The sequence below is a fragment of the Flavobacterium limi genome, from assembly GCF_010645075.1.
In the GTDB taxonomy this organism is placed as follows: Bacteria; Bacteroidota; Bacteroidia; order Flavobacteriales; family Flavobacteriaceae; genus Flavobacterium; species Flavobacterium limi.
The window spans coordinates 303,897-326,614 of the sequence record NZ_JAADZV010000001.1; the positions used below are offsets into that span (position 1 = coordinate 303,897).

General features: G+C 33.8%; 14 protein-coding genes. 8 read left to right on the forward strand and 6 right to left on the reverse strand.

What is annotated here, in order from left to right:
• Positions 1–23: 23 nt before the first annotated feature.
• From GXM16_RS01310 to GXM16_RS01325, 5 genes are all read left to right on the forward strand, one after another.
• Positions 24–248, forward strand: a complete 225-nt coding sequence (locus GXM16_RS01310; RefSeq protein WP_163391964.1) for a hypothetical protein — start codon at positions 24–26, stop codon at positions 246–248.
• Positions 245–547, forward strand: a complete 303-nt coding sequence (locus GXM16_RS23035) for a type II toxin-antitoxin system RelE/ParE family toxin (protein WP_341874161.1) — start codon at positions 245–247, stop codon at positions 545–547. The genes GXM16_RS01310 and GXM16_RS23035 overlap by 4 nt, the downstream gene beginning before the upstream one ends.
• A gap of 4 nt (positions 548–551) precedes the next feature.
• Positions 552–1,490, forward strand: coding sequence for a mevalonate kinase family protein (locus GXM16_RS01315; RefSeq protein WP_163391966.1), 939 nt, complete (start codon positions 552–554; stop codon positions 1,488–1,490).
• 32 nt (positions 1,491–1,522) lie between these two features.
• On the forward strand, positions 1,523–2,482 hold the full coding sequence (locus GXM16_RS01320) for a geranylgeranylglycerol-phosphate geranylgeranyltransferase (RefSeq protein WP_163393224.1): 960 nt from the start codon (positions 1,523–1,525) through the stop codon (positions 2,480–2,482).
• 338 nt (positions 2,483–2,820) lie between these two features.
• Positions 2,821–3,729: a pseudouridine synthase gene (locus GXM16_RS01325; RefSeq protein WP_163391968.1), complete on the forward strand. Its 909-nt coding sequence runs from the start codon at positions 2,821–2,823 to the stop codon at positions 3,727–3,729.
• A 149-nt stretch (positions 3,730–3,878) separates the two neighbouring features.
• Here GXM16_RS01325 and GXM16_RS01330 read toward each other — a convergent pair whose 3' ends face one another.
• The 5 genes from GXM16_RS01330 to GXM16_RS01350 form a co-directional block, all read right to left on the reverse strand.
• Positions 3,879–5,273: a hypothetical protein gene (locus GXM16_RS01330; protein WP_163391970.1), complete on the reverse strand. Its 1,395-nt coding sequence runs from the start codon at positions 5,271–5,273 to the stop codon at positions 3,879–3,881.
• A gap of 18 nt (positions 5,274–5,291) precedes the next feature.
• Entirely contained in the window at positions 5,292–7,682 is a 2,391-nt protein-coding gene (locus GXM16_RS01335; RefSeq protein WP_163391971.1) for a TonB-dependent receptor plug domain-containing protein, read from the reverse strand.
• A 464-nt stretch (positions 7,683–8,146) separates the two neighbouring features.
• Complete coding sequence (locus tag GXM16_RS01340; RefSeq protein ID WP_163391973.1) at positions 8,147–8,761, reverse strand: hypothetical protein; 615 nt, start codon at positions 8,759–8,761, stop codon at positions 8,147–8,149.
• A 3-nt stretch (positions 8,762–8,764) separates the two neighbouring features.
• Positions 8,765–12,658, reverse strand: a complete 3,894-nt coding sequence (locus GXM16_RS01345; protein WP_229684159.1) for a DUF6443 domain-containing protein — start codon at positions 12,656–12,658, stop codon at positions 8,765–8,767.
• Between the two features lie 263 nt (positions 12,659–12,921).
• Positions 12,922–16,311: a hypothetical protein gene (locus tag GXM16_RS01350; protein WP_163391975.1), complete on the reverse strand. Its 3,390-nt coding sequence runs from the start codon at positions 16,309–16,311 to the stop codon at positions 12,922–12,924.
• A 225-nt stretch (positions 16,312–16,536) separates the two neighbouring features.
• On the opposite strand from GXM16_RS01350, the gene GXM16_RS01355 reads away from it, so the two are divergent.
• Both GXM16_RS01355 and GXM16_RS01360 read left to right on the forward strand, forming a co-directional pair.
• Positions 16,537–17,589, forward strand: a complete 1,053-nt coding sequence (locus GXM16_RS01355) for a helix-turn-helix domain-containing protein (RefSeq protein WP_163391977.1) — start codon at positions 16,537–16,539, stop codon at positions 17,587–17,589.
• A gap of 73 nt (positions 17,590–17,662) precedes the next feature.
• The gene (locus tag GXM16_RS01360; protein WP_163391979.1) at positions 17,663–18,451 is read left to right on the forward strand and encodes a hypothetical protein; all 789 of its coding nucleotides are present in this window, start codon (positions 17,663–17,665) and stop codon (positions 18,449–18,451) included.
• A gap of 58 nt (positions 18,452–18,509) precedes the next feature.
• Here GXM16_RS01360 and GXM16_RS01365 read toward each other — a convergent pair whose 3' ends face one another.
• Positions 18,510–19,610: a DUF4407 domain-containing protein gene (locus GXM16_RS01365; protein WP_163391981.1), complete on the reverse strand. Its 1,101-nt coding sequence runs from the start codon at positions 19,608–19,610 to the stop codon at positions 18,510–18,512.
• Between the two features lie 236 nt (positions 19,611–19,846).
• Here GXM16_RS01365 and GXM16_RS01370 point away from each other — a divergent pair, with 236 nt between their 5' ends.
• A complete protein-coding gene (locus GXM16_RS01370) occupies positions 19,847–22,657 on the forward strand; it encodes a TonB-dependent receptor (RefSeq protein WP_163391983.1) in 2,811 nt (936 codons plus the stop codon).
• The last annotated feature ends 61 nt before the right edge of the window (positions 22,658–22,718 follow it).

The window sequence follows — 22,718 nt, forward strand, 5'->3', positions numbered from 1 at the left end:
TATCTTTATTTAAAATTTTGATTATGGACATTCAGTTAGAAAAATTAGAATTGATAAAAATGTTAGCTGATACTGAAGATCCTGCTATCATTAAATCGATCAGGAAAATTTTAAAAAAAGAAAAGAAAGACTGGTGGGATGATTTGACTGATGCACAAAAAGAAGATCTTGAACTAAGTATGCAAGAATTTGAAAGAGGAGAAGTTGTGAGTTACGAATCAATTTTAAAAAGACACGGTTTACGTTGAGAAATGTCAAATTTACTTTAAGAGCCGAAAGATCTTTTGAAAACATTCTGAACTACATTGAGCAAAAATGGTCAACAAAAAGGAAAGTTGATTTTCTGAAAAAATTTGATAAATCAATTTTAACAATTGTCTTACATCCGGAAAGTTTTCCATGCAGCGAGAATAACAAGATGATTAGAAAATGTGTTTTAACAAGCCAGACTACTTTTTATTATGTTTTTAGTACAAAAGAAATAACGATTATCAACTTTTTCGACACAAGACAAGACCCAAATCAAATAAAGAAAGACATAAAATAAACATATGAAAGGACCTTTATTTTACTCAAAAATATTACTCTTTGGAGAATACGGAATCATTCGCGACTCTAAAGGACTTTCTATTCCTTATAATTTTTACAATGGCGCATTGAAGAGAGATGAAAATCCTTCTGCGGAAGCCATTGCCTCTAATGCTAGTTTAAAACGATATAGCGTTTATCTGGAAAACTTACAAACAGAACAGCCTGATCTGGTTGCTTTTGATTTGGCATCCTTGAAAAGCGATGTTGAAACCGGAATGTATTTTGATTCCAGTATTCCACAAGGATATGGAGTAGGCAGCAGTGGAGCGTTAGTTGCGGCTATTTATGATAAATATGCGACTCATAAAATTACGGTTCTTGAGAATCTGACCCGTGAAAAATTATTGCAGCTAAAAAACATATTTGCGAATATGGAGAGTTTTTTCCACGGAAAAAGTTCCGGTCTTGACCCATTAAACAGCTATTTGAGTATTCCCATTTTAATTAATTCTAAAGATAATATTGAAGCAACCGGTATTCCAACCCAGAGTTTTGATGGTAAAGGTGCTGTGTTTTTGTTAGATTCAGGAATTGTGGGTGAAACAGCTCCTATGGTCAATATTTTTATGGAAAACCTAAAAGACAAAGGTTTCCGCACTATGCTTAAAAACCAGTTTGTAAAATATACAGATGCCTGCGTAGATAACTTTTTGCATGGCGACATGAAATCGTTGTTCACCAATACTAAAAAGCTTTCTAAAGTCGTTTTAAATAATTTCAAACCAATGATTCCGGAGCAGTTTCACGGAATCTGGCAGCACGGAATTGACACAAACGATTATTATTTAAAACTTTGCGGATCAGGTGGCGGTGGTTACATTCTTGGTTTTACTCAAGATTTGGAGCGCGCTAAAGTTTCTTTAAAAGACTATAAATTAGAAGTTGTTTATCAATTCTAATTTTAACCTTTTTTCAACTTTAAACCCGTATGATGTTAAGCAGGCAGCACAAACTTTTAGTAATGAAAATTGTCAGTCTGTTCTCTGTGGTAAGAGGCTACAACATTCCGATTATTGTTCTGGCACAATATTTATCAGCTATTTTTATACTGGCTCCTGAAAAAAGAGCCCTTGATATTTTACTGGATTCGTATTTGTTCATGATTGTATTTGCTTCGGCCATTACAATTGCTTCGGGTTATATCATCAATAATTTTTACGACAGCCAGAAAGACCTGATCAACAGGCCCAACAAATCGATGCTGGATCGTCTTGTAAGTCAGAAAACAAAACTTTCGGTTTATTTTTCTTTGAATTTTATGGCTGTTCTAATTGCTCTGATTGTTTCCTGGCGTGCTGCCTTATTTTTTTCAGCTTATATTTTCCTGATTTGGTTTTATTCTCATAAGATAAAAAAATATGCTATTATTGGAAATCTGACAGCGGCTTTTATGGCTGTACTGCCTTTTTTTGCCATTTTACTTTATTTTTTTTACCACCACATTTCATTTGATGAAATTGAAAATCACAGAAGTCATTTTGCCGTAATTTCGGCACATGCCATGTTTCTTTTTTTATTGTTACTGATCCGTGAAATGATAAAAGACCTGGAGAATCTAAAAGGGGATTTAGCTAATAATTACCAGACTATTCCAATTCTTTATAATGAAACCATTTCTAAACAAATCATTACAGTTTTGACCTTTTTGACTGTACTTCCGGTTTATGTACTGATTAATATTTATGATGTGGGTTACATGGATATTTACTTTTATGTGTGTTTTGGAGCGATGCTTTTTTTTCTGCTTTATTTATGGAAATCAAATTCTAAGGAACAATATCTACTGCTTCATAATGTCCTAAAATTTTTGATTGTTTCGGGTGTCTTTTGTATTGTTTTGATTAACCCGAGTGTTTTGTGGCACGGGAAACAATTGATATCGAATTTTTAGTTTTTTGTTCCGCAGAGATGCACAGAGAATTTTCGCAAAGATTCGCAAAGAACTTTTAAAAAACTTTGTGTAGCTCTGTTCTAACTTTGAGCAGCTTTGTGGAATAACTAAATCTTTAAAAGAAGCCAATTGTTTGAAACTAGCCCCGGTTGAAGTGGAAATCCTTTTATTTTGTTCTTTAAAAAATAAAAGATTGGGAACGGAAAACGGGAAACCATCTTTAAAAAAAGCCTCATGTGATGCTTCAAATCAATCTAAGCATAGAGCTATCAATCTAACAACATTGAACTTAAGATTATTAGCAGGAAAAACCTATCTTTGCACAAATTACAGAATTTATGAACAATAAGGAAGGCAACAATAAAAGAGGCGGATCGCGACCAAACAGTTCAAGATCAAACTCCGGCAAGCCAAAACCTCCTATGGCAAAGCGTGCGCAAGGGCCGAAGAAAGTGAATCCGGCTGTTAAGGCAGCGGAAGAAGAAAAAGCTGCAAAATTCAAAAAACAGAATCAGGCTCCAAAAAGACAAAAAGCATCTGACGAAATTCGTCTGAACAAATATATTTCGAATTCAGGTGTTTGTTCGCGTCGTGATGCCGATATATATATTCAGTCTGGAAATGTTAAGGTAAATGGGGTTCCGGTTACTGAAATGGGCTATTTAGTAAAATTGAACGATGTTGTAAACTTTGACGGCGTTACACTGACTCCGGAAAAGAAGGAATATATTTTACTGAACAAACCTAAAAACTTTACAACTGCATTAGACGAAGGTCAGGAATATCGTAATGTTCTGGAATTGGTACGTGGTGCTACAAATGCTAAGATAGCGCCGGTAGGGAGAATGGATAAAAATACAACTGGTTTGTTACTGTTTACGAATGACAATGATATGATTCGAAAGTTTACTTTACCGAATCAGAAATCATCTAAAATTTACCAGATTTCATTGGATAAAAACCTGAAATTTGAGGATCTGGAAAAAATCAGCAAAGGACTTGTTCTTGAAGGACACCGTGTTTTTGTGGAGGAAGTAAGTTATATTGACAACGAGCCAAAAAGTGAAGTAGGACTTAAATTACGTACTGCAAATGTAAAAGTGGTTCGTGCGATTTTTGAGAGTTTTGAATACAATGTTTTACGTATTGACCGTGTTTCTTTTGCCGGTCTGACCAAAAAGAACCTGCCAAGAGGCAACTGGCGCTTTTTGACAGATCAGGAAATCATCAATTTGAAGAACGTTTAAAAGAACGATTTATTAAATTATCAAAACCTATTTCGCTATTACGAGATAGGTTTTTTTATGTCTTGAAAATTCTTTAAAATAGAAAAACAGATGCTGATAAATCAACACCTGTTTTTAAACTAAATTATAATTGTTTTTTTAGGGCAACATTAGTAAGCACCTAGATAGAAACTTCCTGAAGCAGCTTTCAACTTAGCTCCTTTTTTGATTGTTTTGGTTTTGTAATTTACAATGTAAATATTACCATCTTTTCCTGCCGGAGTTAACGGAAGATATACATTATCACCAACAAGACCAATATTTTGGAACTGACCTAAAGTAGTAGACAGTGCAGCATCTGTTTCAACTTCTGTGGCTAATTTAACAGAGTTTGCAGGAGTATTTAAATCTAATAAAGCAACATATCCTCCAGGAGTACCTGTTATGGTATAAAGAGCAACAGCAATACCGTCTTTAACGTATCTCAATGCTTTTATATTAGCTCCAGTGATTCCTAAAGCAGTATTCAAATTAAAATGATAAGATGGATCATAATCATTAGTTGTTTTGCTAATACGTAATATTTCATATCCACCTGAGTTACTAAATACACCTTGATAAAGATGACCATCAGTACCCACATATTGAGTCATTGTACGGTATCCGTGATTGTTAACTTTTGTTAAAGTAGAAGTGATAACTTTAGGGTTTCTTAAAGAAGGGTAATCTACTACCAAAGTTTTTGTACCATTAATATTAGCAGCATCAGATGGCCATACAGGTACACCACTAGCATTTGGAGTTGGTGTTTTTGTAGGGTCTACTTTTGCTACATTACAACCAATATACAGTTTGTTTTTAGCCTGATTTAATACTGGTACATCTATACGACCTACACTATAACCAGCAGCTCTTTCTGCATCTGACCATGGAAAATTAAATATAGCAGTATTCGTAATTGATGTATTATTTAAATCTATCACTGCAATTTTTACTTCACAGTCTCTGTTGCCATAAACAAAGTTTGGAACAGTTCCTGTATAAGTTGTTGTTACAGTACTTGAAAAAACACCTACACCAATACCTTCTGCAGCTTTAACCCAACGAGGTGCTGTTCCTAAAATACTCGCAGTATTTAATTCAGAACCAACTTCTGTGTATTTTTCTGCTCCACCAACACTGTATTTATTAAAAACACCGCCGTCTGTTCCTGTATATTGTATATTGTAAAGAAATTTACCATCTTCAGAAGCCTGAACACGTGCAGTACGATCTGATTTTAATGCAAATCCTACAACGTATTTCTCTCCACTCATTTTAAAAAGATCTACTTCATAGTCTGGATTTGCAGCATTCTCAGTGGTAATGGCAAAGGCACGGGTACCTCCATCTCCGGCAGATCCTGACTCATCAGGAAAAGATCCGGTGATAGAAATCCAACGTGTATCATCTGCAGGTGGATTGGGATCCGTTCCTGAATTGTTGTCGTCACTACTACAGCTCCCTAACGTTAAGGCTGTAATAACAGTACTCAATAATGCTATTCTAAATAGATTTTTTTTCATGATATTAATGTAATTTGATTATAAAAATTTACTAAATGTATAATTCAATTTAAAGTAGATTCCTCTACCGGGTTTTTGTATTTGAAAGTTGTCATAGAGTTCAGCGTTTAACAGGTTTTTCACATCCAGACTGGCTACTAATTTTCCGGACGGAAAACGATAACTGGCACCTAAATCATGAGAAATCTGAGTTGGAGTCAAAGACCAGTCCGGCTGACCCCAAACGATATAGTATTCTCCTATATATCCTAAAGTATAGTAAGCGTTAAGTACAGATTTCTTCTGAAAAACATCATTAAATCGATATTGACAATTGGCATTTACTGTAAAATAAGGTTCATTAGGTACTTGTTGTCCAAAAAAGGTATGAGGTTTGCCCGTACTGTCGAATTCTTGTTTAAATACGTTGTTGAATTTGGAAAAATTTAAAGAAGTATTCAATCTATTGTTATAGACATAGATAATTTCTGCTTCAAAACCTCGTGCCTGTGTTCTTCCAAGATTTATATAACGAGTGGTTTGTATATCGGCATTCTCTTCTTTAAAATTAGGATCTGTCGCATCTACAGTTTGTTGCGTAATTTTATTGTAACCATTGCGCCAGAAAGCATTCGCATACAACGATATTCTGTGCTTACCTAAATCGGATGGTCCCCATCGAAAACCTAAATTGTAGTTGATGAATTTTTCGGGCTGTAGTTGAAGATTCTCCAGAATATTATTTTCAGGAGTTCCATACAACTGGTTTTCAGTAGGCATTATAAAAGAGTTTTCGGTAGAAGCAATTATAAATAGCTTAGTAATTACATTGTAGGATACAGTAGCACCATAACCAAAATTATAGTCTGTTGTGGTCGTATCTTTTTTTACAAGCGAGTTTACACCACCAACAGTAACAATTTCTGATTTTGATTGTTTGGTTTTATTTGTAGTGTATTTCCCTAGAATATTTGTTCTTAACTTTCTATTAAAAGTTTCGGCTTCATAATTCATTGAGATTATATTCTTTATGACTGTACTGTTTGTGGCCAAATCATTATAAGCCGGATTTAATAAATCTTCATCTTTTCTTTCAGTTGCTTCATATTTATGATTTAATGACAATCTATGTCCATTAGTAATCATATAACCCAAATTAGAGCGTGCATTTGTAATTTTTCTATCGGTGTTTGTAATGGTTTTTTTACCTTGTTGACCACCTTGAAGAGTTGCTAAGGGCACATGCACTAATTTGTCCTCGTATTCAGGTGTAGTATTAGTATTATCAGTATAAATTATATTACCATTAGCATCTCTTTTGATTATTGGCTGCCCATTTTCATCATAAATAAGAACATAGGTTGGTCTGGTTCTTACCGTTCCGTCCCAGTTGTAGGCAAGCCCAACCGTATCCTGAACATAAGTGGTTCTATGACTTCTAACTGCATTAACATTTAGTGCTAAATCTTTTATGAGGAAATTTTTCTTGTTATAGTTTAATAGGAATGCCTGTGCTTTAGTCTCATTAAAACGACCGACATAAGGTACTGCCATAGTGGTTCCGTGTGGGATTTCGGTGTAGCTGCTCGATCCATTGTAGCCAATGAAAAACTGATCTGCCCATTTAGTATCTGTAAAACCTGCTTCGAAGCGTCCGCCAATTGATCTGTAATCATTATTAAATCTTTTTGCCCGGTAATACCTGATTATTTCTCCTCCCTGACCAACATAGGTAGATGATCTTCCCCAGGTTTCATAACTATTATCGGTGTAAGTGTAAAATCCGGAACCTCTGAATGATAATCCTGTTTTTTTGTCACGATAAGTCCCACTTAAATCAGATTGAAAAGTATTGAATGAACCATAAGAAACAGCAGCAGTTGCATTATTTTGAGACACATCTTTTTTCAACACTACATTAATAGCACCACCCACATAATCTCCCGTTAAATGAGAAGGCAAAATCCCTTTGTAAACCTCAATACGCTCAATCATAGAAGGAGGAATGTTATTCAGGTTGAAAGACTGACCAAAAGTTGAAGCTTCTATTCCATCAATAAATATTCCTATAGTACTTCCTGACATGCCGTTCAGATTGTATTCTACATTTGCACCTAATCCTCCATTTTGTCTAACACGTACTCCAACTGATCTGTCCAGTAATTCATTTGTTGTCAGGTTTCTTAAAGATGCTTCTTTAGTGCTTATAATTGAAACAGCAAAACCCGAAGTTTCTATTTTCTTTGCTTTTGATGTGCCCTGAACACTTACATTACTTAATTCTTCTGCTTTTTCGGATTCTTTCTTTTTTACTTTTTCAGTTTTGGACTCCTTCTCCTTAGTTTCCTTTTGTTTAGTATCATCTTGTTGTGAAAATGCAGGAAGAATCATTAAAAAAAATAGAATCGAAAAAGTAAATTTGTTACACATGGTATTTAGTTAATTTTTTTAACAGAAATTTATCCTTAATTAGACTTATTATAAATAAATTTGCTGCAAAAATACTGTTGCAACGCTTAAAACAAATAGGGAAAAACGGATTATTATTTTGTAAAAACGGATTATTATTGAGATTTAAATCAATCATTCTGGTGGAAGAAAAGCCAATTATAGATATTTGAGACTAGTTCTTAACCATCAAAAGACCCTTGTCTTTGTCTGTACGGAAAAGCACAGCGATTGCAATATTCTATACATCAATTCTGGTTGAAACCATTTTTTTCAGCTTCAAGGCATTATAAAATAAAAAAACAGCCCGAGGCTGTTTTTTTATTTTATGCTATATTAACATCAATCATTGATAATCTGAAAATGTTAGATGGAATGATTAACCAACAACACATCTTAATACATTACCAATCTACTGCGGGTTTTACTTTTTCAGGTTCAACTCTTTACAAAATAAATTTTTCGCATTCTTTTGAGTAAAAAAAGTTGTAAATAGTATGTTTTCCTCTAACATTAAAATCACACTCTAATCCTTTTTCTGCTACTTTTAAGTTATCAAAATTCCAAATAGAAATTTCACTTTTCTCAGGATTTATAATCACATAAAATTTTGATTGCATATAGCCTAATCCATCATTGAAGTAATATTCTGCGATGTAACATTTACCATAATCTTTAATCTCTTTATTTATGAGTGAAAAAGTATGATATTCTTTTTTAAAAAAATACTCAGGAACCTCAGAAACATTCGATTTCTGTAAAATAATTTGGTAATATTTTTTATTGTTAAGCTCATTTTGATTTATATTATCTGTTTTAAAATAAAATATAAATTCGCTTAAAAAGAAATTATCCTCTTCCTTTTGTTTATTCACAATTGAGCAAGATTTATCTTCTTTGATAAGTGTAAAAGAATTATTAATATTTCTGCTTTTACTTATTGTATCAGCATGATTTATAAATTCTTTTTCTTTATTGCCATCAATTTTATCCTTTCTTATTTTATTACAACTCGGCATAATGGATAGTAATAAAAAGTATATAATTATCTTGTTTGTCATAGTTTAGTAGTTTATCCTTGTTGGTTTGATTGCATTATCTATCATTTCAAAAACATTTTTGGAATAATTTTCAAATTTACTATTATATCTTTGAGTTGCATTTTCCCAATTTCCACCTCCTGTCCAAGTAGTTTTCCCTCCTTTTGTAGTAATTCCTTTTTGATATAAAATTCCAATACCTGCCTTTATACTAAGACTTGGAGAAGGTGTTGTGTTTTTTGATAATCCAAATTGTTTTTTAGAGTCTGCCCAGTCATTTGAAGTTACACTATAATAAACATTTGATTGCATAATATCCGAAAAGGAACTGTTTTGACTAAGTTTTACATTTGAGGTTCCCATATTGGTTTCTCTCATTATAATTGCCTTAACAAGTGTTGGGTCTAAATCAGGCACTGAACTTGGGTCATTAATTAAATTTCCATTAGTATGTTTTGGTGTTGTACCATTATTTTTATTCTCATTAAAAATATAGGTATGTGCAGCTATCTCATAATCATATTGCTGATATTTTGGAGCTGTTGTAACAGATTCTCCTTTCTTAGTGATAACATCAGGCATAGGTGCTTCTTCTTTTGTTCCATCATCTTTTTGAACATATGTTTTGAATTCTGTATCTGATTTAATACGTGATATTTCTTGCCCATTCATGTTAAAAGTAACAATATCATCAGGAGCCATTCCATCAGGGTCTATAAACCTCATTGGATTATTAAATGCATAATTATACGAACTGTGTCTTCTCATTTTTTCCGCCAATGGGTCAATATTCATCCATCGACCAAGTGCAGGATCATAATTACGTGCTCCATAGTCATACCAATTCAATTGAGAGCCACCAATATTATCATCTTGCAGCTCCTTGCCATTGTACTTATACTTTAAAGCATCATTTGAAGAAGGAGTAACCCCATTATATCCGACCTGTTTTAATCCAAAAGGATAGTAGTTGTTTTCTTCCTGAATGATAAGGTTTTTATCATAACTCAAACGAACATTCCCAAGATGGTCTTTATATTGATATACATATTTATAAGAACTTCCATTAGGTTCCACATATCCTTCAGCTGTTGGGAAGAACTTAAATTCGACAGGATTTTGATCTGTTTTTTTGTACTGATAACCTCCTAAATAATCCGTTGTGGTGGTTGATGTACCTTTTGCAGCTATTTTCTGTACTTTTTGCCCAACAGCATTGTAAATATAAACAATGTTTCCTGCCGACCCAAATGTGATTTTTGTTGGCAAATCTAAATAGTTGTAGGTTATGCCATCCGAAGCAGCTGTACCTATGCCTTTGTTTAAATCCCTTAGAATATTCCCATTGGCATCATAGGCATAATCATTGCCAGGCGTATTCTTAAATTCGTACAAAAAATTTGAGTTATTGCCAACCGTATCGTCCACTTTTGCCAGCTGATTACTTAAGTTGTTATTGAAGTAATTATAAGTCAAATCATCTATTAAGGTTTGGGTGTTATCATTCAAACTCCCGTAACGTTTCAAATGCATGATATTTCCGTTTTTGTCATAATCTACACTCTCATCATATACATTGGTAACGGTTGTCTGCTTTTTGTAGAGACCAGCTCTAAGTCGGTTTAAGTTATCATACTTATACCCGTAGGTTCTTATTATTCCATTATCAGAATTGGTTGCCCATTGGGTTTCTGCAATATTTCCATTATACAATGGATCAACTCCGGTAATCCCAGAAGTTGTTGTATTGTAATTGATCTTAAACGCAAACAGATCCTTGGGATCCCCGTCTTTGGAAAGTGCATTAATATCATTAATTGAAGTTAGCCATCCACGGATATTATAATTATAATGAATTTTTTGGGCAGGATCTACAGTCGGAGCATTTCCCGTTTTTTTAGAGATTAATTGCCCCAATTCATCATAACTGTTACTGGCAATTAGTTCAACTGCCCCATCATTTATTTGATGAGTTTGAGTAAGCAGTCTTCCCTGGGGTGAATACGTAAAGTCTTCCCTTGTTTTTAATTCTGTACTGCCCGAATTCCTTTTGTGACGGGTAATGGTGTACTGTGGCTTTCCTATAAAATCCAGTTTGCTATCCGTATAGGTATATCCCCCCAGGAAATTTGTTGAATAAGTCCTTATTGACCTAGCTTTTTTATCATAAAATGAATAACTAAATTCATTAGCATATGTTGTACTGGTTTGCAACACACGTATCCAGGTGCCTGTTAGTAAGCCTTTTGGTTTTACTGTTGCATTATAATATACTGGTTCACCTTCTACATTCGGTACAAAAGTAGGTACATTAGGATAGTTGTAATCATCATAATAATTTACTGTCAAAACATGATAACCTGAAGTAGGCCAAGCCAAATTAGTATATCGAAAAACAACACCGTTTATGGTAGTATTAGTAAGATTAGCTATTTTAGTCTCACTAAAATTAACTGTATAACCATTTTGAGTATTTTGTAACGTAGTGCGCGTTGTATTAGTAACAGTTGCCGGGTACCAGGCTGTAAGTACGGCACGGTTAAGTGCATCATATTTTGTAATTAGCCATCCTTGTGATGTTAAATCACTGAAAGGGGACGCGGCCGGACCAGTTGCGACTATCCTGTCCAGTCTATCATACACCATAAACTCCCATTGTTTTCCCGGTAATTTCTTTTCTACCAGACGCTTTTTTGAATCATATTTATATTGATAGGCCAAATCGTTTAATTGACTGTTTATTGTTGTCATTGATGCGGTAGTTGCCTCCATTTTGGGCGGTAGAACAAAACTTAGATTACCATAATGATCGTAAATATAATAAGTATCGTATTTTTCATTGACAGTTAGTTCTCCCACTGTTCCATAAGTTCTTTTTAAGACAACCTGCCCTAACTTGTTCTTAAATTCTATTGTTGAACCAGTGGATTCATTTGCAGGAGTCGGATTGCTTATTGAATTCTCATCGTAGGTTACTGTTTTGTAAAGTTCATTGGCACTGTAATAACCACTGTTTGCTGTACTTTGTGTGAGTGTTGGGGTGTAGGTATTATTCGCAAAAGACAAACTCACTCCAAAATTCTTTACTTCACTGGTTGTGTTGGTTTGATAATCCAGCTTTATTTCGTGACCACTGTTTAGTCTCCAATCATATCCGGGAGCTGCTTGTTTTAAAACACGATTCAAGGGTGATGCTTCGAGCTGTTTCTCTGAATAGGGATTGATATCAACAGTAGTCATTCCAGGGAAATCAGCTTCAAATTTGTTGTCGTCATAAAATGATCTGACACCATCTAAAGCATCTGTTCTATAAATCCCACCATTAGTTGCAACAGCATAGGGCAGATACTCCTTAGGCTGACGGCCAAATGAATCGTATTCTATAGGTGTTATAACATCTTTAAATTCCAGATTATTAGTAATCGGGTTATGAATTTCACCCGCTCTAATACCTACACTCTGCATAGGCCGTCCCAGGCCATCAAAATAAGTTATGGATTCTTGTTTTTGATTGTTGTTTAATGTGGCACTACTGGTTGCGGCAATAGTCGGGGTTATGGTATGGATATAGTTTTTATTTGTCAAGACTCCAGGATCCACAAGTATTGATAGTTCAGCATATTCATATAAAGTTCCCCAGCCATCATCTATCATATAATCAATTAAGATGTGATGAGGGGCGGATCCATTCCACAATATTGAAACTGAAGCTAAATCACCGCTTATATTTTCGCTAAGTATTTGACCACCCTGGACATGCCAACTAGCATCAATAATATCATTACCAACTTGAACTAAATTATAATTGGTAATTTCCCCAAATATTACTCTGTCTGGCCCATTAATATATTGAGCATTCACTGTAAAAGAGAATAAATTAATGATTAAAATTGTTAAAATAAAAGTAATTTTATTCATATAATGTTTATACATGACTTTGTTATTAATTTTTACTATAATCTCATTCAGGTAACATCATTTATCATCCATTCCCTTTATTCTGAGGTTTTATTACTAAGGTAGTATTTTGAAAGTTTTCTATTTTAATGTAATAGGCTATCTCCTTGTGAATTTTTGTTAAGACAATATTTTGATCATTATTCACGGTATTCAATAGGTTTATTTTCTATATACTAAAAAAGGAGAACACCAATAAATTAGATATTAATACTATATTCGGATTATTTTTTATAATTATATATGGTTTTCGATAGAATTTTACCGTCGTGATCTTTTGTAACTTGTAATCTGTTAAAAGAATCGTACTCGTAATATGTTGTCATGCCTTTAGGATCAGTAGTACTTGTCATACCAACCAGAGGTTTATATGTGAACGTAGTTACCTGCGCATTAGGTAAGCTTGTTCGCAAAACATTTAATATAGTGCGAATTTCAATATCTGTCAATGCAACATTCTGAAACACTCCGCTATTTAGTTTGGTTAATGTGGCAGTGCCTAAAACATTAATAATGTCCTGGTGAGTGGCATTTACCACTTTAGCTATTGGGTATTGATTGTTGTACCCCCATATAATTGTATTGGGCTGACCAACTCCTAATTTATACTGTAGTATATTTCCATTAGCATCATAAATATCATAACTGACTTTTTGATCCATATTGCTGTTGGGGTTAATATTTATATTATCCTGCTTTTCATATATTGAGCCCAAACGATAGGTATCATGTCCTGCCCATGTTTCTTTTTTATAGCGATTATAAACCTCGCCAATATATTGAGAATCGATCTTTTTTCTGCTTAAGATCTGCTTGTCTATAAGATTAGCACTAATCATCTGGTTCAATACTCCATTTGTGTCATATTGGAGACTATTTACCAAATCAGTAGGATAGAAATTTTCTGTAGAGGTAACCTTGCCATCACTATTAGTCGCTTTTATTTTTGTCGGCATGGTATTGTATTTGTTTTCATACTCATAGTCTACAGTGGATGTCAGATGTTCACCTTGCCCCAAATAATCAGTCGTAGATGTAGAAGATAGCACTTTAGCTATATCTGTATAAATTTGATATTTAACAGCCCGTAGCGCTTGTCCATAAACACTCCTTACATTTGGATCGCTCGAATAATACTCCGATCTTCCGAAATGCATGCGGCCTATTTTGAGTCCATATACATAATGAGGCAACTGTACCATTGATCTTTCATATGGTGAAATAGCTTTGTATATATTGGTAGTGGACTGTACGAGATTTCCATTTTCATTAAAAATCTCTTTTTTTACAAGATGTCCCCTGTTCCAATCGTAATTTGGGGCAGGAGCGAATGGATAGGTATCATAATCAGGGGGATTTAGATTAAAAATATTATCATAAATAGCATCTTTGAGTATACCAAATCGAATGTTAAATACTTTTGGTCTCCAAAAGAGCATATCACAGTTACTTTCACAATCCCCACCATTAGGCCAGCTGTAACCGTCTTCTTCTACTTCATATTGAAATTTAAAATCATTGTTTTGTCCCAATATTCCATTATTTGCAAAATCATAAACAGATTTTCCATTACCGGATCTGTACTCTGTTACCCTGTCATAACCAATAACCCTGTTATCGATGCTTTTCAATTCAGCTTGAGAGTCACCGAATCGGCTTAAATTTTGTTCATAATAAGCTAAATTATTTTGGGGATTAAGAGATCTATGCGACAATATCCTTGCCATAACTGGCTTTGCCACTATTTTGCCCGAAGTCACTCCTGAAATAGCGTTGTAGTCATAGTGAATATTATCGGTTTTTACACCATCGCGGGTGATAATTTTTTTAATCCTTAGTCCAGGACCAATAAATGTTTCACCTTCATCCAGATGTTTATTTGGTTCAAATTCATATTCAACGCTTCCTCCCGTTGGATATTCGATTTTGTTTAGCATTCCTATACCCATATACTGTGCATTTGAACGCCTGTCTGCTCCGTCCATCATAAACATGCGACCACTATAATTCTGAAGCGGTTCTACCCGAAACCGTCTATTATTTAAGCTGAGGTCAGGATAAATATAGAGCTTTGGAATCAGCATTTGATTCGTTGCCCCATTGTAATATCCCCACTGGTCAATAGAAAAGGAGTTATTATTTGGTAAATTTTGACCTATACTCCCCCCAAAAGATTCTAAATTGTAATAAAATTTATGGGACTGATAATCTGTACTACCAGTACCATACTCTTGCATCTCAGTTAAAATCTCACGATGGTAATTCATTATTTTTACATCACTGACATTAGAAGGATTAGGAGAATAATTTGTACGATATCCCAATTTATTCCTTTTAATTAGTATTCCTTTATCATAAACTTTCAATTCCATTAAATTAGAACCTTTATTCCCTTGTTTATAGTTATTATAAACATACTCTAGTTTCATGTTGTCATACTCAATTCCTGATAATCTTTTAGTTATTGTTTGAGAATATATATTGTCTACTACATTTACTAAAGTATCATAGACTGGAACCAATGAGTTATTAGTTTGAAATCCCAAATATTTATTTTTAACCTGCATGGGATTAGGTGATACAAAAACTGTTTCATTCTCGTATTTATAAGTTATGATCTTATTATTTGGTGTTATTACTTTAGTTAAACACCAGGAACTTACATAGTTTAAAGCATCTAATGTTGCAGACACAGATTTTCCAGGTTCGAAGGCTTCAGTCCTCAGTTCTTTTCTAGTTACCCATCCAATATAGTCATCAATGACTCCTAGATCTTCAAATTCATGATAATATTGGCCTGGAGTCCTAAATGAGACAGAATTTACTCTTGAATTCTCATGGGTTTTCTCGAATGCCTCAAAATAATATCGTGTATTATCGGTATCTGTAATAATAAATTTACCTATGTAATAATCCTGATCACGGTTTGATACATTTTCTCTGTCAAGAGAATAACTAATTTTTAATCCCTGCCATGGAATCTGATGCACAGTAACATTCCCGTTATCAATATCAAATACAAATTTACCGGACTTTCCATTAAAGTTGAATTCAAATATGTCCGGTTCATAATCTACAATTTGGGTTGCAGGTCTAAAATCAGCATGCGTAGGTTCTAAATAAAAAGGTTTAAAAATTGAATTATGGAGTTGATAAACATCATTTGTTTGATTAGATTGACTAATCCAATAATTAAAATTCACGTCCTTTGGATATTGTGAATTAGGGAAGTTAGCATTTTGTAGCAATCTGCCATACTCAAAAACTGGCCAACCAGTAGCAAGTATTAAATCTTTACGCTCTTCGTCATGGATTCCTTTTTTATGCCTGATAATACTGCCTCCTCCTGATAGATGCCAGCCCAGACCTACGTTTCCAGATTGTTCTGCTACCTTAACGCCGGAGGTAGCACTATAATTTAATCCTACATTGACATTATAACCGTCTACAGTATGGTTAAATATTGGAATTGTTATGTTAGGAGTTCCGGTAAAAAGGTTAACGTTTGCTGCATTTATCCTTGTTAAGTTAGAAGCAGCAGGTGTGTATATTTGTTTAAAGGGGTCTTGTGCATAAATACTAAAAGAGGTGGTAATAATGCATAGCCATATCAAACGGCATTTTAAAATTTTCATATTATTCATTATTTAGGGGCACATAAAATCGCATTATTTGGAATTTTAACCCAATTTATAATACGAAACATAATATTTTATTTTATTTTAAAGAAATTAATAATAATTAGACTAATTATAAATAAATTTGGCACAAAAGTACCGGAAAGGGAATAAGAAAAATAGGAAAAAACGGATTATTATTTTGCAAAAACGGATTATATTTTGAACTTTAAATCAACTATTTTAGGACACGAAGAGCCATTTATAAACATAAAAAACGGCTCTTATAATCAAAAAAATCATTTTGCTGAAGAAAAAGTCAGTATTAAAAAAGAAGATCTGGGGGAAATCACAAGCAATAATCTTATTACCGAAGATATTTTGATTATTGATATTCAAATGCATTTTTCAACTCCTCAAACGATCCGGACTGAAATGGTTGGTGAATCTGTAGTATTAAATTTTATTTGCTGCAATAATGTAGAAGCAGATATTGATGAAGTTGAAAGTGAAAAATACACCACAGAAAACACTCATAACATTCTTTATACATCAAAACTCAACGCTAGTTTTAAAATACCTGAATTAGAAGAAATTAATTATCTGTCCATTATACTTTCTCCTGATTTTTATTCCAAATTAATTAATGAAAATTGGGACCTGCACCAGAAATTCTCCAAAAATATTTTACAGAAAAAATCCGGTTATCTGACGCCAAAATATGTTCCTTTCAATTCAGAAATTCAATGGGCTATCCACGAGATCAAAAATTGTAAATATTCAGGCTCCATGAAAAAAATGTATCTGGAAGCTAAGATCAAAGAACTATTGATTTTTCAGCTTGAATCTTTAAAAGAAACTCAAAATAAAGCTTTAATTGATGAAAAGGATTTTAAAAAATTGCTTGAAGCCAAAAAAATCCTCGAAAAAAATTTTACGAATGCACCAACTTTAGTTGAGCTTTCAAGATTGATTTCGCTGAATGAATTTAAACTTAAAAAAGGCTTTAAGGCATGTTTTGCTACAACTATAAAAAGCTACGTTGTCAAACTCAGAATGGAACATGCCAAAAAATTATTTAAGGACAAAGCTTCCAATGTGGGTGAAGTTGCTTATAAATGCGGATATAAGGATGTATCCCATTTCTCAGCTGCTTTCAAATTATTTTATGGTTTTACCCCTATAAGTTTTCGTAAAAATTACTTTAATATTAAAATTTCATTATTGTGCTGGGAATTTTTTGATATTATATCATTAGAATTTTTTATAATTTAATTCATCACAAAAAGCCTATAAATCAAATTTTTAATAGTAATATAGCGTTGAATTTTATCAATTAAATTAAGAAATGAAAACCTACGTTATAATATTGCCTGTTCTGATTTTATTCATATTAGGTTGTGAAAAGAAAATAACCAAATTTGAACAGCCAAAAATATTAAAAGCCAAATGTAAATTTGATTTAGCAATAATGGATTTTAATGAAGATGCAAAACAACTCACATCTGAAACGCTGGATACAACGGCAAACGAATCTTATTCTGATACTGAAGAAAAAATGTTTGCTCAAAAAACTCCGGATGTTTTGCCTACAGGAGCAAAAAGAATCGGTTATATAACTTTAGAAAAGCAAGATAGTATTGCGCATTTTGATCAATTATACTTTGATAAGATCTATATTGAAAAAGACGATAAAAACAAAATCAAAGCTGTTGTCGGTTATGCAAAATTCAGAGAAGAGAAAGAGCTCCTAAGGATTATGAAATCTTTCTATGACAAATACAAAACGACAGTTGATGGTGTAGAAGAGTTGGGTTCTGATTATTACACGGGTCAGGATGTAAATTATGAATGGGCATTACATGATAGATTCATTCAGGTTCATATTAAAAATGGAAGAGAAATTAGTGTCAGTACAAGTGCGGAGGATAATTATAATATAGAGTACTTCTATGCCGAATTTTTAATGGTTCCAAGAGAAGAATATCAACGTATGAAGCATTTAATTTTCAATGAAATCGTTAAAAATAAAAGAATAATGACAATCTCAAAACCCTATTTTAACTTTGAATCTATTGATCCACTGAGTGGAAGAAATGCCTCCCAGACTTTGGAGATCCTGCAAAGTAAAAACTAAAAAACATTTCTAAAAAAAAGATCTAAATTCAAATCATTAGAATTTAGATCTTTCTTATTTAAAGTGTTTGCTTCTGTTTTTCTAAAAATCCATTAGATTGCAGTTCCAGTAATTCTTCAGCATTTTTACGCTGCAAATCGTACATCCGTTTATCCTGGGCAATATCTCCATAAACTTTATCATGCATGGAAGCACTGGTTTTAATCAGCAGTTCGCGCTGGTATTTATTTTGTTCCAAAGTGGCTTTTAGTGCAGTTTCGGCTTCTTCCTGTTTAATATCGAATTCCCCTTTTGGTGCCAGTAATTTGGCAATTATCGGAGAGGTTTCAATTGCTAAAAATAATAACATGATGAAAAATGATGGAAGCCATGGTAACTTGTTCAATGCATTAATTCTCGCCATTAAGCCATCAAAGCCCTCTATAATTGGCTGTGTCTGTGAAACCTTTTTGTCCAGATCAGCCTGGAGTTGCGTACCTGCTTTTTCTTTTTCGGCAATTTTCGCTTCGTTGGTCATTTTTAAAGTTTCGTATTCTTTTAAGGCAGCATCGTGTTTTTCTCTCTTTTCTTTATAAACCGGGCCTTTTCCGAGCTTTTTTGTGCCGGCTGTTCCCTCGGCTTCTGTAATATAAGTTGAGTATAAAGTATTAACTTCTTTTTCCTTTTTCAGAATATCAGCTTGTAAAGCAGCAATTTCAGCCTTATTTTTATCTAAATCCGATTTGAAATAATTGCCGACCTGTTTTTTATTGGCCAGTTCCATTTCGTTTTTTTCCTTCAGCAAAACGGTATTGATTTCTTTTTCGAAAATTTTGATTTCCAAAGGTTTTGAAATTACGATAGCAATAATAATTGCCAGCATAATTCGGGGAGTCGCCTGAAGGAATTCATCCATAAAGCGATCTCTTTTTTTAATTGTAGATACAATAAAACGATCCAGATTAAAAATGAGTAAACTCCATACCAATCCAAAAATCAGGGCAGGATAAATTGAGTCAAAAACAGTAAAAAGTGCATAAGCACTGGCAAGAAAAGCCATAACTGCAGTAAAAAAAACGGTGGCGCCAATACCAACATATTTGGTTTGCTCGCCTTCTGAACAGCCTTCGAGAAGATTTCTGTCGGCTCCTGAACACAGGATAAAAAATTGTTTTAACATGATTGATGATTTTTGATTGTGATTGATAAGGCAAATTTAACGCCAAAAATTCAATTGCAGTACAAATAGTCAATTTGTTTTTTACTGTGAATCAATTATTTGATCTTTTAGTGTTACTTAAACATTACTATTTTCTGTTTTGTAACCCTCAATCATAACAGTATGTTAATTTTTTTTAATGACTTTAATAACATTCAGGTTTTAGTTTCGCAACCGAAAATTAAACCAAACACACAATGAAAAATTTTTATGTGGCAGCAATGCTATTTTTATTAACGTTGACGGGCTATGCTCAAAAAGCAATAATATCAGGAAAGGTATTAGATGCTGATGACAAACTTCCTTTACCGGGAGCCATGATTCAGATTGTTGGAGAAAACAAATACACGATCTCAGACTATAATGGCCGTTTCGAATTGCTTAATATTAATGTTGGAACATATCAGGTAACTGTAAAATATATTGGATATACCTCTGCCACTCAGGAAATCACAGTAGAGCAGGGAAAAAACAACGTAATCGACTTTGCTCTTAAAACGACAGGAACAGAATTAGATGAGGTTGTAGTGGGAGATATCTTAAAAGGTCAGGCAAAAGCCCTGAACCAGCAAAAAAACAACAAAAATATCGGAAATGTAATTTCATCAGATCAGGTAGGTCGTTTTCCGGATGCCAACGTGGGAGACGCTTTAAAACGTGTTCCGGGTATTACGATGCAAAACGATCAGGGTGAAGCGCGTAACATTATTATTAGAGGTTTAGCTCCGTCTCTGAACTCTGTAACTTTAAATGGTGATCGAATTCCGTCTGCAGAAGGAGATAACAGAAATGTTCAGATGGACCTGATTCCGTCTGATATGATTTCGACTATCGAAGTAAATAAAACACTAACATCAGACATGGATGCTGATGCAATTGGAGGTTCTGTTAACTTAGTTACGAGAGCTACTCCAAACGGGGAAAGAATCTCTGCAACATTAGCAGGAGGTTATTTGCCAATTCGTGAAAAAGCTTCTTATACAGCAGGATTGGTTTACGGAAATCGCTTTTTAAATAATAAGCTTGGAGCTGTTTTCAGTGGATCATATAATAATGTAGATTATGGATCGGACAACGTAGAAAACGAATGGGTAAAAGATGATTTCGGAAATGAATTTCTTCAGGCATCAGAAATCAGAAAATACGATGTACAGCGTATTCGCCGCAGCGGATCTATTGCTTTGGATTATAAATTTGATGAAAATAACAGCATTTTCGCTAATGCGATCTACAATTGGAGAGATGACAGGGAAAACCGCTTCAGAACAACTTATGATGATATTGAAGCCATCTACAATGGTGAAGAAATTACTGGTTTTCAAGGTCGTGTAAAACGTGAAACAAAAGGTGGTGTAAATAGTAACCGAAATAAAAACAGAAGGTTAGAAGATCAAAGAGTTCAAAATTATTCATTGCGTGGAGAACACTTAATCAATTCAAAATTAGATTTAGACTGGTCTGCCAATTATGCCAAGGCAAGAGAATACCGTCCTGGAGAGCGTTATATTGAATATCGTCAGGAAGGGTTAGGTATCAATCAGGATTTTTCTGAAAACAGATTCCCATTGGTTACTAGCACTGGAGAATCATTAGATCAGTTAGAATTTGATTCGGCTTCTGAAAATACGGATGAAACAAGTGAAAGTGAATTTGGTGCAAAAGTAAATATCCGTTTTCCATTTTCGGTTATTGCAGCAGAAAAGGGGAGAATCAGAACGGGACTTCGTTTAAGAATGAAAGAGAAAGAAAGAAACAATACGTTCTTTTCTTATGAGCCAATAAATGACGGAATGGATTTGTTATCAGAAGTTCCTACGAGTTATTTTGATGGTAAAAACTTCAATCCGGGAAGTAAGTATGTGCCGGGTACTTTTGCTTCTGCCAGCTTTTTGGGTAATCTGGATCTGAATAATGCTTCTTTATTTGAAAAGGAATCAGATCCGTCAGAATATTTAGCGGTAAATTATAATGCTAAGGAAAGAATTACTGCAGCGTATGTAAGATGGGATCAGGATTTTAATGATAAACTTTCCATGGTTTTGGGTTTCCGTATTGAAAATACCCATATTGATTATACAGGAAATCGTGTTTTGGATGAGGAAGAATTGGAGAGTGAAATTAACACCACAAATTCATACACCAATTTGTTGCCAAGCATTTCCTTTCAGTACAATGCGACAAAAAATTTAGTATTAAGAATGGCTGCAACAACAGCTTTGGCAAGACCAGATTATTATGCGCTGGCACCTTATGTAAACAATATCGCTTCAGATATGGCTATTACGGCAGGAAATCCAAATCTGGATGCAACTTATTCCTATAATTATGATTTCATGGCGGAGAATTATTTCAAATCGGTTGGATTAATCTCAGGAGGTGTTTTCTATAAAAAACTAAATGATTTTATTTACAACTACAGTGATAATCAGTATACTACTGAAAAATTCGCTGCTGATTTTCCAAATCAAATTAACCCGATTCCAGCAGGTGAAAACTGGGAATTTATACAATCCAGAAATGGAGATAATGTTGATGTTTACGGTTTTGAAGTAGCTTTCCAGCGTCAGTTAGATTTCCTGCCGGGGAAATTTTTGAAAGGTTTTGGTATTTATCTGAATTATACGTACACAAAATCTAAAGCAAAAGGAATTGCAGATGAGGACGGAAATGAAAGAAATGACATTAGTCTTCCGGGAACAACGCCACACATGTTTAACGGATCTTTATCCTGGGAAAACAAACGTTTCTCTGCAAGAATCTCCACTAATTTTGCATCTGATTATTTAGATGAGTTAGGTTCTGAATCTTATAACGACAGCTATTATGACAAACAGTTTTTCTTAGACGCGAATGCTTCTTATAAAATTACGCCTAAACTTCGCCTTTTTGCAGAAGCAAACAACTTGACAAATCAGCCGCTCCGTTATTATCAGGGTACCGAAAATCATACTAAACAAGTTGAATACTATCAGGCCCGTTATAATTTCGGATTGAAATTAGACTTGTAAAAAACCTTTTAAAATTGATAAATTAGACAGGGTTTAACGACTCTGTCTAATTGTATACAAA

What these genes read in the sequence shown, in the direction of transcription:
- GXM16_RS01335 (WP_163391971.1), bottom strand. Translation starts at nt 7,682, where the DNA reads ATGTGTAACAAATTTACTTTTTCGATTCTATTTTTTTTAATGATTCTT.
- GXM16_RS01330 (WP_163391970.1), bottom strand. Translation starts at nt 5,273, where the DNA reads ATGAAAAAAAATCTATTTAGAATAGCATTATTGAGTACTGTTATTACA.
- GXM16_RS01310 (WP_163391964.1), top strand. Translation starts at nt 24, where the DNA reads ATGGACATTCAGTTAGAAAAATTAGAATTGATAAAAATGTTAGCTGAT.
- GXM16_RS01360 (WP_163391979.1), top strand. Translation starts at nt 17,663, where the DNA reads ATGAAAACCTACGTTATAATATTGCCTGTTCTGATTTTATTCATATTA.
- GXM16_RS01365 (WP_163391981.1), bottom strand. Translation starts at nt 19,610, where the DNA reads ATGTTAAAACAATTTTTTATCCTGTGTTCAGGAGCCGACAGAAATCTT.
- GXM16_RS01370 (WP_163391983.1), top strand. Translation starts at nt 19,847, where the DNA reads ATGAAAAATTTTTATGTGGCAGCAATGCTATTTTTATTAACGTTGACG.
- GXM16_RS01345 (WP_229684159.1), bottom strand. Translation starts at nt 12,658, where the DNA reads ATGAATAAAATTACTTTTATTTTAACAATTTTAATCATTAATTTATTC.
- GXM16_RS01325 (WP_163391968.1), top strand. Translation starts at nt 2,821, where the DNA reads ATGAACAATAAGGAAGGCAACAATAAAAGAGGCGGATCGCGACCAAAC.
- GXM16_RS01320 (WP_163393224.1), top strand. Translation starts at nt 1,523, where the DNA reads ATGTTAAGCAGGCAGCACAAACTTTTAGTAATGAAAATTGTCAGTCTG.
- GXM16_RS01340 (WP_163391973.1), bottom strand. Translation starts at nt 8,761, where the DNA reads ATGACAAACAAGATAATTATATACTTTTTATTACTATCCATTATGCCG.
- GXM16_RS01315 (WP_163391966.1), top strand. Translation starts at nt 552, where the DNA reads ATGAAAGGACCTTTATTTTACTCAAAAATATTACTCTTTGGAGAATAC.